A 16067-nucleotide genomic window follows, 5' to 3' on the forward strand; every position below is an offset into this window, starting at 1 on the left:
TACCGGCGTACGCGCCTCCGATTCGCGCCGCCCGCGCACGAAAAAAGCCACCGCCCGCACGTGGGGCAGTGGCTTCACTGGGCAGGGGCAGCGTATCGACGCCCCCGTGACCACTTACTTCTCTTCGGTCGCCTCAGCGGACTCGTTGGACTCTGCAGCTTCAGTGGACTCTGCAGCCTCGTCCTCATCCTCGATCTCACCGAAGTACTCGTTCGGGTCGATGGTGTTGCCGTCCTCGTCGGTAACGGAGGTGCGGCAGATGGCTGCGGCGAGGGCCTTGCCGCGACGCACGTCTGCGAACAGGTTGCCAATTTGACCGGACTGCTGCAGCTGGGCCACGAACTGGTTCGGGTCCATGCCGTAGGACTGCGCGGTGAACAGGATATGGTCGGTGAGCTCTTCCTGGGAGACCTCCGGCTTCTCCTCCTCAGCGACGGCGTCGAGGAACAGCTGGGTGCGCACAGACTCCTCTGCCTGCTCGCGGGTCTGCTTGTCAAACTCCTCGCGGGTGGTGCCCTGCGCCTCGAGCAGCTGAGCCAGCGCGTTCTCGTCGTGCGCCATCTGGCCGAGCAGCTGGTGCAGCTGGTTGTGCGCCTGCTCCTCAACAACGGAGTCCGGCAGCTCGAAGGTGGACTCGGAGAGCGCGGCCTTGAGGACCTCGTCGCGGATGTCCGCGGCCTGCTTCGTCTTGGTGTCCTCTTCCAGCTGGGACTTGGTAGCCTCGCGCAGTTCGTCGACGGTGTCGTATGCGGAAGCTTCCTGCACGAAATCGTCGTCAAGCTCGGGGAGCTTGCGCTCCTTGGACTGCTGGACGTGGACCTTGAAGGTGGCCTCCTCGCCCTTGTGCTCGCCCTGCTCAATGGTGGCGGTGAACTCGGCGTCCTCGCCGGTCTTCATGCCGCGCAGCGTGGTGTCCAGCCCCTTGACCAGGTCGTCGCTGCCGATCTGGTAGGTCAGGCCCTCGGAGGAAGCGTCCTCGAGCTTCTCGCCGTTGACGGTTGCCTCGAGGTCGATGATGGCAAAGTCATCGGTCTTCATCTTGCGCTTGGTGTCCTTGAGCTCGCCGAAGCGGGAGCGCAGGTTGTCCAGCTCTGCCTCGACGGCCTCGTCGTCGACCTTAATGGCCGGGACGGTCACAGCGATCTTAGAGAAGTCCGGCACGGTGATCTCCGGGCGAACGTCGACCTCAGCGGTGAACTCGACGACGTCGTTGTCCTCGATCTTGGTGATCTCCAGCTCCGGCTGGGCCAGCGGGGTCAGCTCGTTCTCCGCGATGGCCTGCTCGTAGCGCTGCGGCACCATGTCGTTGACAACCTGCTCGAGGATGGGGCCGCGGCCAAAGCGCGCGTCGATAAGCTGGCGCGGAGCCTTGCCACGACGGAAGCCCGGGATGTTGACCTGCTGTGCAATGGACTTGTAAGCCTGGTCAATTTCCTTACCGAGCTCGTCGAAGGGGACGCTCACGTTCAGCTTGACGCGAGTCTCACTGAGCTTATCGACGGAAGTCTTCACGAAGTAACTCCTGTACTAGTTGATTGAAAAAGATTCGTATGTGCAGCAAGCCCGCTCACGAGGAGCGGGCTTGCTCTTGTCGGGGCGACAGGATTTGAACCTGCGACCCCCTGCTCCCAAAGCAGGTGCGCTACCAAGCTGCGCCACGCCCCGCAATTTTTACGGCATGAGCTGCGGTAAAGCAGGATGGTGGGGCACCCTACCAACTCACGCCAAGCAATTGTAGCGTGCAGCGTACGCGATATGGAATTAAGGCCCCGTTAAACCGAGTGCGGTGGCGTCGACAAGCAATTACTATGGCAAAACAACAAGGAGGTAGCCATGAAACGCACTGTCGCGCTCTTTGCACTACTCCCCCTCGCTGCATGCGCGCCCAGCCAGGACCTGCGGGAGCACCTGCTTCACGACGCCCCATTCACCCTCGCAGACGTCGCCCACGAGTCGACCGGCAAAACCGTCGATCGGGCGTTCGCGTGGTGCCCTCACCACGACGCGTCGCAGGCCGCGGCGCTCGGCTTTGACGAGCAAGACTTCTTCAGCATCAACCGCAACCCGAGCGCATGGGAAACCCACACCGGCATCGGGCTCATCTTTACGGATGGAAGCTCCTCCGTCGAATGGTTCGAGCCGGAAGAGATCAACGCCTGCGGAAACGGAATTGAGTCTGGGACCGAGCTCGACCCGGGCGCGGAGCTACGCACACACGTGGAAAAGGTAGAATATTCCGGATCATCTTCCGGGATTGACCAACGCGAGGTGAGGGTGCTCGAGCGTTGAGGGCGGCGTCCCGCACTACCGGTTTTACCGGGAGAAAGTGGAGGGAATGACGGGAATCGAACCCGCGTCTTCAGCTTGGAAGGCTGAGGTATTAGCCACTATACGACATTCCCATAACGCGAAATCAGCGCGAAATCGCTGTGGAAAGTGTAGCGCAGGGCCTCAGCGAAACCAAACCCGCGCCGCATACGCTGCTGCGCGATCATCCCGGCGCACATACTCTCGGTGGAAACAAACCTCGACCTCCCCAAGGATGTGACGTTCGTGTTGTGGCCGTTTGTTTTCTTGATCGTCGGCATCGCGCTGTGCGCCTTCATCGTGAACCGCAGTGGCGACGACCCGCGCGAGCGCGTGCTTTTCGACACCGCCGAGTCCGATGCAAAACACTGGACGGACCACCTCGGCACGCAGTTGCCGGGGCTCACGGGCAAGGACGAGGCGTCCCGGCAGGCGCTGGCGGACGCAAACGAGCGGCACGACGCGGCGCAAAATGCACTCGCGTACGCCCAAGCACCTGACGAGGTGCGCGCCGCCCGCAACGCGGCGCTGGAGGGCATGCACTACCTCAACGCCGCACGCGAGATCATGGGCATGGCGACGGAGTCGCCCCTCCCGAAGCTCCGGGGCCAACTCGAGGCGGGGAGAGTGGGCGAAGAACGGATGATCCGGCAGGAGGACGGGCCGACGCTACTGGCGTCGCCCACGCCGTCGGTAAGCACTCCGCACTTCTACCCCGGCGGCGCGGTCGCGGGTCGCCCGGTGCCGGCCGGCTGGTACTCCGATCCGTGGTGGAAGCAGGCGCTCGTCGCGGGCACGTGGGCCGCGGGTGCTGCGGCACTCTCCTCCTCCGTGTACGCGGAGGCCGAGGAAGATCCCCGCAAGAAGATGGAGTCCGCATCTGGCAGCGGAGGCAGCGGAGGTGGCAGTGACGACTGGTCGAGCACCCCATCCTCCGGCAACGCCACCTTTGACAACGAAAGCAGGGGCGGCCGGTTCGACGTCGACGACAACCGGGGGCGCGGCGACGACGGAAGTGACGGCGACAGCGGCGGGGGCGGCTGGTTCGGCGGCTTCTTCGGCGGAGACGGCGGTGACGGGGGCGGCGACGGTGGCGGGGACTAACACGCAGATAGCCAAAGCCCTGCCCGACCAGTGAGCTGTGTGCGATAAACTGCTTGACGTTCAACCGCCCTATATATAAGGAGCCGCAGTGCGCATTGCAGTGTTGCTGAAAGAAGTCCCGGACACCTACAGCGACCGCGACATGAACCTGGAGACCGGTCTCACCGACCGCTCGGGGGACGTCGCCGCCGACGAGGTTGGCGAGCGCGCGGTGGAGGCCGCGCTGCGCATTGCGGAGAAGCTAGGGAAAGACGACGTTCAGGTCGAGGTCCTTTCGGTCGGTCCCGCACAGGCGGCGGAGTCCGTGCGCCGCGGGATCGCGATGGGCGCGCAGGAAGCGACGATGGTGACGGATGACCGCCTCGTCGGCGCGGACACGACGATGACGGCGACGGTGCTGGCAAAGCTGATCGAGCGCGGCGACTACGACCTCGTCGTTGCGGGCACGATGAGCTCGGACGGCGGCTCGGGTGTGATCGCCCCGATGCTGGGCGAGCTGCTGAACTGGCCCGCGCTGACCAATCTCACCTCGCTCGACGTGGACGGTGACACCGTCACCGCGACGCAGGCGGGCGATCACGCGACGGCGACGCTGCGCGCGCAGCTGCCCGCAGTCGTCGCGGTTTCCGACGAGTTCGCGGACGCGCGCTTCCCCAACTTCAAGGGCCTCATGGCGGCGAAGAAGAAGGAGCTCACCACGCTCACGCTCGATGACCTTGGGGTTGACGCCGAGGATTACACTCCGGCCCGCGCCATCATGGTGAGTATTGACCGCCGCCCGCCGCGCGAGCAGGGTGAGATCATCGACGCGTCGAGCTCGTCCGCCGCCAAGCTGGTCGATTTCCTCGAGTCTCAGAACCTTATCTAGTTAGGAGCCCACCATGACCACCACAGATCCGGTTCTCGTCGTCCTGCCCGACACGCTCGACGGCCAGCCCGACCCCGCAGCCGCAGAGCTCATCGGCGCTGCTAGCACGCTCGGCGCCCCGGTTGTCCTCGCCCGCAGCGCCGACCACGCCGACGCCCTCGGCGGTCTCGGGGCGACCAAGGTCGCGACCTCGGAGCTTTCGCTTATCGACGCCACCGTGGCCGCCATCGATACGTTCAACCCCCAGGCTATTCTCACCGCCCACGACGTGCGCGGCCGCGACCTGGCCGCCCGCGTGGCCATCCGCGCCGGACGCGCGCTGCTCACCGACGCTACGAACGTCCGGCGCGACGACCAGGGCATCGTCACCGACCACTCCAACTACGGCGGCGCGTTCACCGCCGTCGCTGCCGCCACCCACTCCGCGCCGGTGGTCACGCTGCGTCTGGGCAGCGTCGACACGCGCGCGGCAGCCACGAACGCGGAGGTCATCGAGGTCACCGGTGACGCACGCGAGCGCCGCGTCGCTGAGGTCGTCGAGTCGACCCCGGTGGAGCGCACCTCCTCCCGCCCGGAGCTGACCACGGCGGACAAGGTCGTCGCCGGCGGCGTCTCGCTTGGCGACGCCGACATGTTCGAGGAGCTCGTCGGCGGCCTCGCGGACGCCCTGGGCGCCGCCGTCGGCGCGACCCGCTCCGCGGTGGACGAGGACCAAGTCCCCTACGAGGCGCAGATCGGTCAGACCGGTGTGCTGGTGTCCCCGAAGCTGTACATCGGCGTGGGCATCTCCGGCGCCGTGCAGCACCTGGTGGGCATGCAGACCTCCGGCACCATCGTTGCCATCAACAATGACGAGGACGCCCCCATCTTTGAGATCGCCGACTTTGGCATTATCGGCGACCTCTTCGATGTGGTGCCCGAGATCATCTCCGAGATCGAGTCCAGAAAGTAGGCGCTCTATGCAGGTACCCGTACGTCAGGGCCTGCCCCGCGTTTCCGGCGGGGCACCGTGGCCGCCGGTGGAAGTTGCGGAGGTGCCGGAGCCCAAGGGCGGCGCGTCGACACATTCCGCACAGGCGGAAGACCCGGCACCGAACCCAGCTCACTCTGCGGCCGCAGAGTACGTCACCGTCCCGCTGCGACGCGGTCTGCCCCGCACCCCGGGCGGCCAACCCTGGCCCGCAGCGGAAACCGCCCAGGTCCCAGCACCGAAGATTTCCGCACAAGCGGAAGCACCGGCACCGGAGGCGGATCACTCTGCGGCCGCAGAGTACGTCACCGTTCCGTTGCGCCGCGGCCTGCCCCGCACCCCGGGCGGCCAACCCTGGCCCGCAGCGGAAACCGCCCAGGTCCCGGCGCCAAAATTTTCCGCACAGGCGGAAGCACCTGCACCGGACGCGGATAATTCTGCGGCCAAAGAGCCGGCAGCGCCGGCAGAGTCGACAGAGTCGGCAGCGCACGTCACCCCGGCGGCACCCGCAACACCTGCCACACCCGCAACTCCTGTCGCTGCCGCCGGGTCGACGGCGAAGCGTGCGGGGGGTGGCACGGAGGCGTCGAAAAGCACTCCGCACAGCACTAAACCCTGGCTGTGGGGCGGTATCCTTGTTGTGCTTGCGGCGATTGGGGTGCTGGCTGCGCGCTGGTTCGTCGGGACGGACACGGGCGCGGACTTCATTGCGCGCTACAGCGGCGCGCAGCCGCTGCCGGAAAGCGCGCCGGAGGGCTTCCCCGCGTGGCTGACGTGGTCGCACTTCTTCAACATGTTCCTCATGGCCATGATCATCAAGACTGGTCTGACGCAGCGTCGCGAGAAGAAGCCGGAGGCGTACTGGGCGCCGCGGAGCAGGCCGCGCGAGAAGATTTCGGTGAACCTGTGGCTGCACATCGTGCTGGATCTGGCGTGGATTGTGCTGGGCGTGATCTTCTACGTCCTGCTTTTTGCCACCGGCCAGTGGATGCGGATCGTACCCACGAGCTGGGAGACCTTCCCCAACGCGGTGTCGGCGGGTATCCAATACCTGAGCCTGGATTGGCCGAACGAGAACCCGTGGGTGTTCTACAATTCCCTGCAGGAGCTGTCGTACTTCCTGGTGGTGTTCGTGGCGTCGCCGCTGGCGATCATCTCGGGTGCGCGCATGAGCCCGCTGTGGCCGAGGCAGTGGAACTTCATTTCCATGCGCGTGGCTCGCGCGCTCCACTTCCCCACCATGCTGTTCTTCGTCCTGTTCGTGATCATCCACGTCGCGCTCGTATTCACCACGGGCGTGCGCGGCAACCTCAACGCGATGTTCGCCGCCACCGACGACCCGACCGGGTGGACGGGCACGATCCTCTTCGTCATCGCCATCGCGGTCATCGCGGGCGGTTGGGCGCTCGCCCGGCCGATGTTCGTCGCGCCCATCGCGGCACGCACCGGCAACGTGACGCAGCGCTAGGGGCATTCGCTTATCGACGCCCCCGTCACCCCGTCCGACTACGATGTCGGCCATGACGGAAACGATTCCCGAGCTCAAACTCAACGACGGCACCCTGATCCCCCAACTCGGCTACGGGCTGCACCGCGTCGACCCGGCCCTCGCTGAGGAACTCACCCTCGCCGCGCTTGAGGCCGGGTACAGGCACCTGGACACCGCCTTCATCTACCACAACGAGGAGGACGTTGGCCGCGCTATTGCCGCCTCCGGCGTGCCCCGCGACGAGCTGTACGTGACCACGAAACTGTGGAACGACCGGCACCGCGACGCCGACGCGGCGCTGTCCGAGTCTCTCGAGCGCCTGGGGTTGGACCACGTGGACCTGTACCTGATCCACTGGCCGGTCCCCTCGGAGGGCGCCTACGTGGACGCGTGGAGATCCATGGTCCAGCTGCGCGAGCAGGGGTTGACCACCTCAATCGGCGTCTCGAACTTCCTCCCCAGCCACATCCACGACCTCGAGATGGCCACCGACGTCACCCCGGCGGTCAACCAGGTCGAGCTGCACCCGCTGTTCCAGCGGTGGAAGGAACTCGACGCGATGCGGGTGCACGGGGTGGCCATCGAGGGGTGGGCGCCGCTGGGCGGCGGCAACCTGGACCTTTCCGACTACCCGGAGATCACCGACGCCGCCGAGGCGCACGGGAAGACGCCCGCCCAGGTGGTGCTGCGCTGGCACCTGCAGAACCGGGTAATCGTCTTCCCCAAAACCAACTCGCCGGAGCGCATGGCGGAGAACCTGGACATCTTCGACTTCGAGCTCAGCCACGACGAGATGGCCGCCATGATTGCGCTTGACGAGGAGGAGTTCGGACGATTCGGGCCGCACCCCGCGCACTACTCGGACATGTAGCCTTCAATTCCCAGCGCCGCGAGCTCGGCGCACAGGGCATCGATCTGCGCTGACGTGTGCGTCGCCATGAGGGTGACGCGCAGGATCGCTTGCCCGCGGGCCACGGTGGGCCAGCGGATGGCGGGCACGATGAACCCGCGCTCGAGCAGCTGAGCGGACGCCCGCATCGCGGCTTCCTCGTCGCCCACGTGGACCGGGATGATGGGGCCGGCGCCCGCGGGATCGATCGCGCCTTCGCCGCGGTTGGCGTACCAGCGGGCGATGTTGGCGTGCAGGCGCTGCACCGGCTTGGGATCGGATTCGAGTACCTCGACCGCGGCGGTGATCGCCGCGCAGGTCGCCGGCGCCGGTGAGGTGGAAAAGACGAAGGAGCGCGCCTGCTGGCGCAGGAGTTGGGCAACCGGCGCGCTGGTTGCGACGGCGGCACCCTCCACCCCGAGCGCCTTGCTGGCGGTCATGAGCTGGATGTCGGGGCGCACACCGAAGTACTCGGGGAGGCCGCGGCCGGTGGCGCCGATGGTGCCGATGGCGTGGGCGTCGTCAAGCATGCTCCAGGCGCCGTGTTCCCGGCAGACCTCGAGCAGTGCGGGCAGCGGCGCGCAGACGCCGTCCATGGAGAACAGGCCGTCGGTGACCACGAGCGCGTGGGCGGTCGTGCGCTGGGACAGGGCGCGGGCGACGGCCTCGACGTCGCGATGCGGGGTGACGCGGACCTCGGTGCCGCTGGCTTTGGCTAGGCGGCAGCCGTCGATGATACTGGCGTGGTTGCGCGCGTCCGAGACGATCGTGAGGCCGCCCGCGCTCGCGCACGCGGCAGCGAGGGCTTGGAGGGTGGACACGTTGGCCTGGTAGCCGGTGGCAAACAGGACAGCGTCGTCGTAGCCGGTCAGGCGCGCGCACGCGGCCTCGGTGGCCAGGTGGAGCTCGTTGGTACCGGTGGTGAGGCGGGAGCCGCCCGAGCCCGCACCAAAGGTCCGGATCGCGGCGATGGCGGCGTCGGCCAGGCGCGGGTCCTCCGCGAGACCCAAGTAGTTTGAAGAGCTGAACAGGACCGCGTCGGTGCGGTGTGCCCCGTCCCGGAGGCTCGCCTCGGCGCGCTGGGCGGTGGCGAAGACGGACGGGCTACGCCACAGACCACGGGCGCGCCAGTCGTCGAGGTTGGCGGCGGCGACGTCGGCAAGCGTCTCGGGCCGCGTTGGCTGGCCGGGGGTCACTGCGCGTCCTCCTGCGAGGGAACGCGCACCAGTACCGGTTCTCGCTCCAGGTAGCGGAAGAGCGCGGCGGTGTCGGCGCCCTCGCGGACGAGGAAGGCGCGCGCACCCGCGGGCGAGCCGACCGGCTTGATGTTGGGGATGCGCGTGTACGTGCCGGCGTGGGCGACGTAGCCGGTGGTGTAGTCGGGGTCGTCGGAGATGCACAGCTCCGCGAGTACGTCGGGGTGCGCGGCGACCTTGCTGCTGAGGACGAGCGCCTCGCGGGCGGCGTCCTTGCCGGGCGCGACTGTGGTGCAGGTGGCGTCCACGGCGTCCACGTGGCTCACGCGTACGCCGCGCTCGCGGTCGGGTTCCAGCCGCGCGCCGGTGCCCGCGCACACGAGCATGGCGCCGCGCATGTCCCGTGCGGCGAACGTGTCGCGGACCAGGGCGTCGGCGTGCGGGGTCAGCGGCGCGAGCAGCGCGCGGATCACCTGCTGCGCCTCACCTGGGTGGGCGCACTCCGCCACCTCCACGGCGAGCGCGGGGACGCGCCGGATCGCTTCGGGGTCGAGTGCTTCCACCGTGAGGTGCGTTTCGGCGGCCACGCCCTTGGGGTGGTCCAGCGCGCGCTGCGCAAGCTGCGCGCAGGTGGACGACACGCGCTCTGCGGGCACGATGCGCTCCGCGCCAGAGATGTGTCGGCCGTTGGAGCTCGCGCGCATGCGCACCGAAAAGTAGGTCATGTGACCCAACCTACACGCCGCCTTGTACAGTGTTCAATATCGCCACCAGCTGCAGCAATGAAAGGCTCCCATGACGCCCGACGAGATCACCGCGATCGACACCGCGCACATCTGGCACCCCTACGCCGCGCCCGGCTCCGGCAATCTCCCCGTCGTCCGGACCCACGGCGTCTTCCTCGAGCTCGCCGACGGGCGCACGCTTATCGACGCCATGTCGTCCTGGTGGGCCGCAGCCCACGGCCACGGGCACCCCTGCCTGGTCCGCGCCGCCCACGAACAGATCGACCGCATGGCACACGTGATGTTCGGCGGGCTCACCCACGAACCGGCTGCGCGCCTGACTCGCAACCTGCTAGCGCTTACCGGCGGCGCCGACGGACCAAACTACAGTCGCGTCTTCCTCGCTGACTCCGGCTCGGTGTCGGTGGAGGTGGCCATCAAGATGGCACTGCAGTACGCCCGCGGCACCGGACACCCGGAGCGCAATCGGCTGCTCACGTGGCGCTCCGGCTACCACGGCGACACCTTCGCCGCGATGAGCGTGTGCGACCCCGACGGTGGCATGCACTCCATGTGGAAGGGCGTGCTCGCCGAGCAGCGCTTCGCCCCCGCCCCGCCGGTACGCGGCGCGAGCGAGGACGCACGCGCCGCGTACCTCGCCGAGTTTGAGCAGCTCATCACCGACGACATTGCCGCAGTGGTGATCGAGCCCGTCGTCCAAGGCGCCGGCGGCATGCGCTTCCACGACGCTGAGCTGGTCCGCGGCGTGCGCGAGCTCTGTACGAAGCACGGTGTGCTCCTGCTTGCAGACGAAATTGCCACCGGCTTCGGGCGCACCGGTCAGCTCTTCACCACCCTCGACAACGGCGTGGTCCCCGACATCCTGTGCGTGGGCAAGGCGATCACGGGCGGGTTCATGACGCTCGCCGCGGTGCTCACCACCGACGAGGTCGCAGCCGGCATGGAGCCGTCGGCGATCATGCACGGGCCAACGTTCATGGGCAACCCGCTCGCCTGCGCCGTGGCCGCCGAGGCGACCGACATTATCGCCGAGGGCGACTGGCGCGAGCAGACCCGCAACATCGAAACCTGGCTTACCCAGGCACTTGCGCCCGCGCGCGACATTGCCGGCGTCGCCGACGTGCGGGTTCTCGGCGCAATCGGCGTGGTGGAGATGGCGTTCGACGTGGACATGGCCGCCACCACGCAGGCCGCGGTCGATCACGGCGTGTGGATCAGGCCGTTCGGGCGCAACATCTACACCATGCCGCCGTTTGTATGCACCGAGGACCAGGTCCGGCAGATTGGTCGGGCCGTGGTCGCTGCGGCTGAAGCGGCCGCAGCCGCACACAAAGATACACAGGAGCAGGACCAATGATTGTTGTCGTCACCGGTACAAACACTGACGTGGGCAAAACCATCGCCACCGCGGCGCTCGCATCGGCGTGGCAGGCGGACGGGACGGCCGTGCGCGTGGCCAAACCCTTGCAGACCGGAGAACCGGACGGCTCCGGCGACGCCAACACGGTCGACCGTCTCACCGGCGTGGCCACGCACGAGTACGTCCGCTTCCCCGAGCCGCTCGCCCCCAACTTGTCGGCCCGGCGCGCCGGCATGCAGGTCCCGCCGCTGGGCGAGGTCTGCGATTGGATCCGGGCGCTCGACGCCGAGGACGGCGGCCGCGGCGTCACTCTCGTGGAGGGCGCGGGCGGCCTGCTGGTGCGGCTTGCAGACGACTACACCATCGCCGACATCGCCGCCGAGCTGGACGCACCCGTCGTTGTCGTGACCTCGCTGGGCTTGGGCAGCCTCAACGCCGCGGAACTGACGGTGCGCGAGGCGACGCGCCGCGGTGTGCGCGTCGCCGGGCTTATCGGCGGCATGCTGCCCGCGGAGCCGGACCTGGCGACGCGGCTCAACCTTGAGGAGCTGCCCGTGGTCACGGGCGTGAACGTCTGGGCAAGTATCCCCGCCGGCTCTGGCGCGCTGGAGCGCGATGCGTTTGCGCGGATGGCCGGGGCACTCGGCGTTCCCGCGCCGCCGCGGTAGCTCGGTCTAGAGCGGGCGGCCGACCTCGGATTGCGCGATCTCCTCCGCGTGGCGGATCACCTTGGCCAGCGCCGCTGCGACGTCGGCCGCCCGCTCGCCGCTCAGGATGTCCTTGCGCACCTCGATCATCACGCCCAGCACTTTCATGTTCTGGGTAAACTCGACGGGGATGTACACGCCGGTGAACGGGGTATTGCGCTCCACGTTGAACCCGGCGGCGGTGAACTCGCGGTCGGTCACGTCCGCAAGCAGCGCCGGTGTGTGGATCGAGTGGGTGCCGATGCAGATGTCCGGCAGCAGCGTGCCGGGGTGGATCTGGTACTCGTCGGGCTGGTTGGAGTAGGAGTGCACGTCCACGATGACCGCGCCGTCGAGGGCGTCCAGGCGACCGCGGGTGAGTTCGGTGACGGCCTCTGCGTAGGGCTCGTAGTACTTCGCGCGCAGTTCGGTGGTGTCGAAGCCCGCGGGGCGCAGCAGGTTGCCGTCGCCAAGCTTCATGTAGACCGCACCGCGGCCCGAGGCGTCCATCGAGTCGCGCTCGTTGGAGAACCGACCCGGGTCCGCCACCAGGCGCGACAGGTTGTTCACGATCATCCACGCGTCCACCCCGGACTGCTCGCGGGCGGCGGTAGCGAGCTCAAGCGTGCCGTCGTCCGTCACGCGGTCGAGCTCCTGTGCCAGCTGCGCGTCGGTGGCGACGAAGTCAGCGGCCACCTCCTCGGGGATCTCGCGCGAGGAGTGCGGGACGTGGATAATCACGGGGCATGCGGCCCCGCCCTGCGTAATGATGTAGTGCTCGGGCTGTGCGCTCATGCACAGAAGCGTAACCGGGATTTTAGGATTGCGCTGGGTTACCCGGCACCTCCGGAGCCACACCGGTCTCTTCGTACTTCGCCAGGATGTCAATGCGGCGCTGGTGGCGCTCCTCCTCGCTCCATGGCTGGGCGACGAAGGCGTCGACGATCTTCAGCGCCTCCTCCTCGGTGTGCATGCGCCCACCGATGCCGATGAGCTGTGCGTTGTTGTGCTCGCGCGCCAGCTTCGCGGTCTCCTCGGACCAGGCCAGGGCGCAGCGCGCGCCCTTCACCTTGTTCGCGGCGATCTGCTCGCCGTTGCCGGAGCCGCCCAGCACGATGCCGAGCGAGCCCGGGTTCGCCACCACTGCCTCAGCAGCGGCGATGCAAAACGCCGGGTAGTCATCGGCGGCATCGTACTCGTGGGCGCCGCAGTCGATGACCTCGTGGCCCGCGTGCTCCAGGTGGGCTTTGATCTGGTTCTTTCGCTCGAAACCTGCGTGGTCTGCTCCAAGGTAAATTCGCATGCGCACAAGCCTACCTGCCGCCCGGCCCGGCCAGGGCCCCTACGCCTGTTCGCGGACCTGCGGGTCCTCAGTGCGCGAGCGCTTCAGCTCGAAGAAGTAGGGGAAGGAGGCGAGGGACACGGAGGCGTCGAAAAGCTTGCCTGCCTCCTCGCCCTTGGGCACGCGGGTGATCACTGGGCCGAAGAAGGCGGTGTCGCCGAGCTTGACCACAGGCGTGCCGACCTCATCGCCGACGTTGTCCATGGCCTGCTGGTGGTAGGCGCGCAGCTGGTCGTCGACGACCTCGGAGTTGGCCACATCCGCCAGCTGCGGCGGCAGACCGACCGCGTCGAGGGCCACGCCGATGATCTCGTCGTAGCCGCCAAAGCCTTGCTTGCCGCCCTGGCCCTCGGTGTGCACGAGCGTGCCCATCATCGTGTACAGCTCGTCGATCTTGTCGGGGAATTCGTCCTTCACCTTGGTGAACACGCGGGCCGGGCCCCAGTTCGCCTCCATCATGCGGGCGTAGGTCTCCGAGAGGTCGCGGCCGTCATTGAGCACGCTCAGGGACATCGGCACCCACTCGACCTCGATGTCGCGCACCTGCTCGACCTCCTTGATCCAGCGGGAGGTCAGCCAGCAAAATGGGCAAGAAACATCGAACCAAAAAGTGACTTGTTGGGTCATTACATTCTCCTTCGTGTGAGCGGTTGGCCCCCACAGTAGCCACTTCGTGCGTCCGAGTATGTTGGGGCCATGAAAACAAATCTGACTCGGGCCGACGCGCAGCACCGCGCCGCCCTCATTTCCAACGTCCACTACTCCATCGAGCTCGACGTTACTGGCGCCGAGCAGTTCCGCTCGCGCACCACGGTCACCTTCGATTCCCGTGCCGGCGAAACTTCCTTCGACCTGGTCGCGGACTCGTTCACGGCCACCCTGGACGGCTCGCCCGTCGAGGGCCGCGAGCTTTCGCTTACCGACGGCCAACACACCCTCAGCGTCGACGCCACCATCACCTACAACCGCACCGGCGAGGGCCTGCATAAATTCACCGACCCGGTGGACAACAAGGACTACCTCTACACCCAGTTCGAGCCCGCGATGGCGATGAAGGTCTTCGCCTGCTTCGACCAGCCGGACATCAAGGCCACCTACGACATCGCGGTGACCGCACCGGAGTCCTACACCGTGGTCCTCAATGCGCCGACCACGCGCGAGGACAATACCTGGTCCGCCACCGTGGACTACCCCCTGTCCACCTACCTCATCGCCGTGATCGCCGGCGAGTACGAGCACGTCACCGACACCTACTCCGACGAGCACGGCGAGATCCCCCTGGGTATCTACGCCCGCGCCTCCCTCATGGAGCACCTGGACGCCGAGCGCCTGTTCCGCCAGACCAAGGACGGCTTCGCCTACTACCACAAGAACTTCGGCGTGGCCTACCCCTTTGGCAAGTACGACCAGATCTTCTGCCCCGAGTACAACATGGGCGCGATGGAAAACGCCGGCGCGGTGACCTTCCGCGACGAGTACGTGTTCACCTCCGAGCCCACCCCGTACCGCCTGGAGCGCCGCAACGACACCATCCTGCACGAGATGGCGCACATGTGGTTCGGCGACCTGGTCACCATGCAGTGGTGGGACGACCTGTGGCTCAACGAGTCCTTCGCCACCTGGTCCGCCGCCATCGCGCAGACCGAGATCGGCGAGTACCCGGACGCCTGGACCACTTTCGCCGCCGTGGAGAAGGCGTGGGCCTACCAGCAGGATCAGCTGCCTACCACGCACCCGATCGCGGCGGACGCGCCCGACATCGAAACCGCGGAGCAGAATTTCGACGGCATCACCTACGCCAAGGGCGCCTCGGTACTCAAGCAGCTGCAGGCCTACGTCGGCCGCGACGAGTTCTTCGCCGGCGTCCACGAGCACTTCACCAACCACGCCCACGCCAACGCCACGTTCGCTGACCTACTCTCCGCGCTGGAGAAGTCCTCGGGCCGCGACCTGTCCAGCTGGTCCGAGCAGTGGCTGCGCACCACCGGTGTCTCCGCGCTGCGCCCGGAAATCACCGAGGACTCCTTCACCGTCGTGCAGGAATCCGACGTCATGCGCACCCACCGGGTTACCGTGGGCCTCTATTCGCTTATCGACGGCCACGTGACCCGCACCCACCACGTCACCCTCGACGTCGACGGCGCGCGCACCGAGGTACCCGAGCTCGCCGGAGTCGACCACGACCTGGCTCTGGTCAACGACGAAGACCTCACCTACTGCAAGATGGGCCTGACCTCCGAGCACCAGCGCTTCGCCCTGGATCACCTGGGCGAGATCACCGACCCGCTGGCGCGCACACTGGTGTGGTCGTCGCTGTGGGAGTCCGTGCGTGACGGCCGGCTCCCGGCCCGCGAGTTCGTCCGCCTGGTGGCCAAGCACGGCGCCGCCGAGGACCAGCCGAGCGTGCAGGAGCGCCTGCTCGCCCAGGCCACCCTGGCGGTTAAGCAGTACGTCGACCCCGCCTGGCAGGCCGAGGGCTTCTGCCTGCTCAACGACGCCTTCCGCGGCGCCGAGCCGGCCGCAATTTTCGACCGCGCACTTGCCCGCCTCGCCCCGACGCCGGAGACGGTGGACTACCTCAAGCAGCTGCTCGAGCGCTCGGACAATCAGGAGGTGCGCTGGCTGGCCCTGACCAGCCTCATCGCCGCCGGCGAGGCGCCGCTCGAGGACGCGGATAAGGAAGAGGACACCTCGTCCGAAGGTGTGATTTCACGGCTGCGGTGCCGCGCGACCGTCGAAAAGCGATGGGCGTGGGACACGCTGGTCAACGAGGATCTGACCAACCTGGAGGCGCGCTACCTCATGGACGGGCTGAAGTTCAACGGTGACGAGCTCGACGCGTTCACCGACGAGTACTTCCGCGTCGCGCCGGCGCTGTGGGACCGCCTGACCAATGAGATGGCGCAGCGCACCCTCGAGGGCATGTACCCGACCTGGGCGATCTCCGAGGAGGCCGTGCGCAAGGCGGACGCATTGCTTGACGACGCCTCCGTGCCCGCCGGCCTCAAGCGCATCCTCGCCGAGGGCCAGGACCGAGTTGCGCGCGCCGTGCGCAACCGCGCTGCAGACACTGAAGGTGCTGAAGGCGCTGGCGAGGTCAGCTAAGGCGC

Annotated in this window: 15 protein-coding genes and 2 tRNA genes; 9 read left to right on the forward strand and 8 right to left on the reverse strand. The window is 67.4% G+C overall.

Features of this window, described 5'->3' with window-relative positions:
• Positions 1-114: 114 nt before the first annotated feature.
• Together tig and CKJ85_RS04925 are read right to left on the reverse strand one after the other, a co-directional pair.
• On the reverse strand, positions 115-1512 hold the full coding sequence (tig, locus tag CKJ85_RS04920) for a trigger factor (protein WP_095553614.1): 1398 nt from the start codon (positions 1510-1512) through the stop codon (positions 115-117).
• 79 nt (positions 1513-1591) lie between these two features.
• Positions 1592-1665 (reverse strand) — tRNA-Pro (locus CKJ85_RS04925).
• Between the two features lie 168 nt (positions 1666-1833).
• On the opposite strand from CKJ85_RS04925, the gene CKJ85_RS04930 reads away from it, so the two are divergent.
• Positions 1834-2289, forward strand: coding sequence for a hypothetical protein (locus tag CKJ85_RS04930; RefSeq protein ID WP_095553615.1), 456 nt, complete (start codon positions 1834-1836; stop codon positions 2287-2289).
• 38 nt (positions 2290-2327) lie between these two features.
• Here the strand turns inward: CKJ85_RS04930 and CKJ85_RS04935 are convergent.
• Positions 2328-2402, reverse strand: a tRNA-Gly gene (locus tag CKJ85_RS04935).
• Positions 2403-2514: 112 nt separating this feature from the next.
• Between CKJ85_RS04935 and CKJ85_RS04945 the strand changes: the two genes are divergently transcribed.
• From CKJ85_RS04945 to CKJ85_RS04965, 5 genes are all read left to right on the forward strand, one after another.
• Positions 2515-3411 carry a DUF1542 domain-containing protein gene (locus CKJ85_RS04945; RefSeq protein WP_143340159.1) on the forward strand — a complete coding sequence of 299 codons (897 nt, stop codon included), beginning with the start codon at positions 2515-2517 and terminating at the stop codon, positions 3409-3411.
• A gap of 88 nt (positions 3412-3499) precedes the next feature.
• Positions 3500-4279, forward strand: a complete 780-nt coding sequence (locus CKJ85_RS04950; protein WP_095553618.1) for an electron transfer flavoprotein subunit beta/FixA family protein — start codon at positions 3500-3502, stop codon at positions 4277-4279.
• A gap of 13 nt (positions 4280-4292) precedes the next feature.
• The gene (locus CKJ85_RS04955) at positions 4293-5231 is read left to right on the forward strand and encodes an electron transfer flavoprotein subunit alpha/FixB family protein (RefSeq protein WP_095553619.1); all 939 of its coding nucleotides are present in this window, start codon (positions 4293-4295) and stop codon (positions 5229-5231) included.
• 7 nt (positions 5232-5238) lie between these two features.
• Positions 5239-6717: a cytochrome b/b6 domain-containing protein gene (locus CKJ85_RS04960; protein ID WP_095553620.1), complete on the forward strand. Its 1479-nt coding sequence runs from the start codon at positions 5239-5241 to the stop codon at positions 6715-6717.
• Positions 6718-6769: 52 nt separating this feature from the next.
• On the forward strand, positions 6770-7609 hold the full coding sequence (locus CKJ85_RS04965; RefSeq protein ID WP_095553621.1) for an aldo/keto reductase: 840 nt from the start codon (positions 6770-6772) through the stop codon (positions 7607-7609).
• On the opposite strand, the gene CKJ85_RS04970 is transcribed toward CKJ85_RS04965, so the two are convergent.
• Entirely contained in the window at positions 7594-8823 is a 1230-nt protein-coding gene (locus CKJ85_RS04970) for an 8-amino-7-oxononanoate synthase (protein WP_095553622.1), read from the reverse strand. The genes CKJ85_RS04965 and CKJ85_RS04970 overlap by 16 nt on opposite strands.
• On the reverse strand, positions 8820-9548 hold the full coding sequence (locus CKJ85_RS04975) for a 6-carboxyhexanoate--CoA ligase (RefSeq protein ID WP_095553623.1): 729 nt from the start codon (positions 9546-9548) through the stop codon (positions 8820-8822). Before CKJ85_RS04975 ends, CKJ85_RS04970 begins: the two co-directional genes overlap by 4 nt.
• Before the next feature lie 70 nt (positions 9549-9618).
• Between CKJ85_RS04975 and CKJ85_RS04980 the strand changes: the two genes are divergently transcribed.
• Complete coding sequence (locus tag CKJ85_RS04980) at positions 9619-10926, forward strand: adenosylmethionine--8-amino-7-oxononanoate transaminase (protein ID WP_095553624.1); 1308 nt, start codon at positions 9619-9621, stop codon at positions 10924-10926.
• Positions 10923-11597 (forward strand): dethiobiotin synthase, encoded by a 675-nt coding sequence (bioD, locus tag CKJ85_RS04985; RefSeq protein ID WP_095553625.1) that lies wholly within the window; start codon positions 10923-10925, stop codon positions 11595-11597. Before CKJ85_RS04980 ends, bioD begins: the two co-directional genes overlap by 4 nt.
• Before the next feature lie 6 nt (positions 11598-11603).
• Here the strand turns inward: bioD and CKJ85_RS04990 are convergent, their stop codons facing one another.
• From CKJ85_RS04990 to CKJ85_RS05000, 3 genes are read right to left on the reverse strand one after another with little or no spacing between them, the layout of a single operon-like run.
• On the reverse strand, positions 11604-12410 hold the full coding sequence (locus CKJ85_RS04990; RefSeq protein ID WP_095275420.1) for an N-formylglutamate amidohydrolase: 807 nt from the start codon (positions 12408-12410) through the stop codon (positions 11604-11606).
• 22 nt (positions 12411-12432) lie between these two features.
• The gene (locus tag CKJ85_RS04995; RefSeq protein ID WP_095275570.1) at positions 12433-12918 is read right to left on the reverse strand and encodes a ribose-5-phosphate isomerase; all 486 of its coding nucleotides are present in this window, start codon (positions 12916-12918) and stop codon (positions 12433-12435) included.
• Between the two features lie 39 nt (positions 12919-12957).
• The gene (locus tag CKJ85_RS05000; protein WP_095535388.1) at positions 12958-13584 is read right to left on the reverse strand and encodes a DsbA family protein; all 627 of its coding nucleotides are present in this window, start codon (positions 13582-13584) and stop codon (positions 12958-12960) included.
• Positions 13585-13653: 69 nt separating this feature from the next.
• Between CKJ85_RS05000 and pepN the strand changes: the two genes are divergently transcribed.
• Positions 13654-16062, forward strand: coding sequence for an aminopeptidase N (gene pepN / locus CKJ85_RS05005; RefSeq protein WP_095553626.1), 2409 nt, complete (start codon positions 13654-13656; stop codon positions 16060-16062).
• Positions 16063-16067 lie beyond the last annotated feature (5 nt).

It is taken from the genome of Corynebacterium sp. NML 150383 (assembly GCF_002285085.1).
GTDB lineage: Bacteria > Actinomycetota > Actinomycetes > Mycobacteriales > Mycobacteriaceae > Corynebacterium > Corynebacterium gottingense.

Excerpts from the sequence above, each read along its gene's own strand:
- CKJ85_RS04930 (WP_095553615.1), top strand. The coding sequence starts at position 1,834 with ATGAAACGCACTGTCGCGCTCTTTGCACTACTCCCCCTCGCTGCATGC.
- CKJ85_RS04955 (WP_095553619.1), top strand. The coding sequence starts at position 4,293 with ATGACCACCACAGATCCGGTTCTCGTCGTCCTGCCCGACACGCTCGAC.
- CKJ85_RS04960 (WP_095553620.1), top strand. The coding sequence starts at position 5,239 with ATGCAGGTACCCGTACGTCAGGGCCTGCCCCGCGTTTCCGGCGGGGCA.
- CKJ85_RS04965 (WP_095553621.1), top strand. The coding sequence starts at position 6,770 with ATGACGGAAACGATTCCCGAGCTCAAACTCAACGACGGCACCCTGATC.
- CKJ85_RS04975 (WP_095553623.1), bottom strand. The coding sequence starts at position 9,548 with ATGACCTACTTTTCGGTGCGCATGCGCGCGAGCTCCAACGGCCGACAC.
- CKJ85_RS04980 (WP_095553624.1), top strand. The coding sequence starts at position 9,619 with ATGACGCCCGACGAGATCACCGCGATCGACACCGCGCACATCTGGCAC.
- bioD (WP_095553625.1), top strand. The coding sequence starts at position 10,923 with ATGATTGTTGTCGTCACCGGTACAAACACTGACGTGGGCAAAACCATC.
- CKJ85_RS04990 (WP_095275420.1), bottom strand. The coding sequence starts at position 12,410 with ATGAGCGCACAGCCCGAGCACTACATCATTACGCAGGGCGGGGCCGCA.
- CKJ85_RS04995 (WP_095275570.1), bottom strand. The coding sequence starts at position 12,918 with ATGCGAATTTACCTTGGAGCAGACCACGCAGGTTTCGAGCGAAAGAAC.
- CKJ85_RS05000 (WP_095535388.1), bottom strand. The coding sequence starts at position 13,584 with ATGACCCAACAAGTCACTTTTTGGTTCGATGTTTCTTGCCCATTTTGC.
- pepN (WP_095553626.1), top strand. The coding sequence starts at position 13,654 with ATGAAAACAAATCTGACTCGGGCCGACGCGCAGCACCGCGCCGCCCTC.